Origin of the sequence: Mesorhizobium sp. M0040, from assembly GCF_040323505.1 — a bacterium.
Taxonomy (GTDB): Bacteria; Pseudomonadota; Alphaproteobacteria; order Rhizobiales; family Rhizobiaceae; genus Mesorhizobium.
Genome location: NZ_JAMYVA010000142.1, coordinates 1 through 915, shown reverse-complemented (window position 1 = coordinate 915; position 915 = coordinate 1). Strand labels below are relative to the sequence as shown.

At 62.0% G+C, this 915-nt stretch carries 1 protein-coding gene; it reads left to right on the top strand.

Annotated elements, in window-relative coordinates; all coding sequences use genetic code 11:
* Nucleotides 1-69: 69 nt before the first annotated feature.
* Nucleotides 70-894, top strand: coding sequence for an IS5 family transposase (locus tag NKJ91_RS33660; protein ID WP_352458937.1), 825 nt, complete (start codon nucleotides 70-72; stop codon nucleotides 892-894).
* Nucleotides 895-915: the final 21 nt, after the last annotated feature.

Below are 915 nucleotides of genomic sequence, written 5' to 3'. Positions count from 1 at the left end.
TAAGAGACCGTTTTGAAAATCGGCTGGCTATGGGTTCCGTCTGAGGCTTGGTTGTGATTCAAGCTTTAGATGTGGACAGAGCAGAGCCGTGGCCGGATGGCCCAGATCGCCAAGAAGACCAAGCGCTACCCGTCTGATTTGACGGACGAGGAGTGGGAGCAGTTCGCGCCGCTGATGCCCAAGCCTGGGCGTCGCGGCCGTCCGCGCGAGATTGATTTCCGGGAGGTGGTCAACGCCGTGCGCTACCTGGTCCGCTCCGGTTGCGGTTGGCGGATGCTGCCGATCCATTTCGGGCCCTGGCAGACGGTCTACGGCTGGTTCCGCGAGTTGGCGCGGCGTTTTCTGTTCCAGACCATCCACGACGTGGCGCTGATGCTGGATCGCGAGCGAGCCGGGCGCGAGGCCAGTCCCACGGCTGGCGTGATCGACAGCCAGTCGGTCAAAGCTCCGCAAGCTGAAACAAGGGGTTACGACGCCGGCAAGAAGATTGTCGGCCGCAAGCGACACATTGCCGTCGATACGGATGGGCGGCTCTTGATGGTCAACCTCACCACCGCCGATATCTCCGACAGTGCCGGTGCTCAGGCGATCCTGGACGGCATCCGCAAGCGTTGGCCCTGGGTGAAGCATCTGTTCGCCGACGGCGCCTATGACAGGCTGAAGCTCATGGACAAAGCCGCCTATCTCGACTTCGTGGTCGAGATCATCCGTCGATCCGACGACCAGAAGGGCTTCCAGATCCTGCCCCGCCGCTGGGTCGTCGAGCGGACCTTCGGCTGGATGACAAGGTGGCGCCGCCTCGTGCGCGACTACGAGCAGCGCATCGACGTCTCGCAAGCCATGATCCTTGTCGCAATGGGCGGCAATCTCATCCGCCGAAACGCTCACCCGTGAATTTCAAAACGGACTCTAAGC

Coding starts and splice junctions, on each gene's coding strand:
- NKJ91_RS33660 (WP_352458937.1), top strand. CDS start 70: ATGTGGACAGAGCAGAGCCGTGGCCGGATGGCCCAGATCGCCAAGAAG.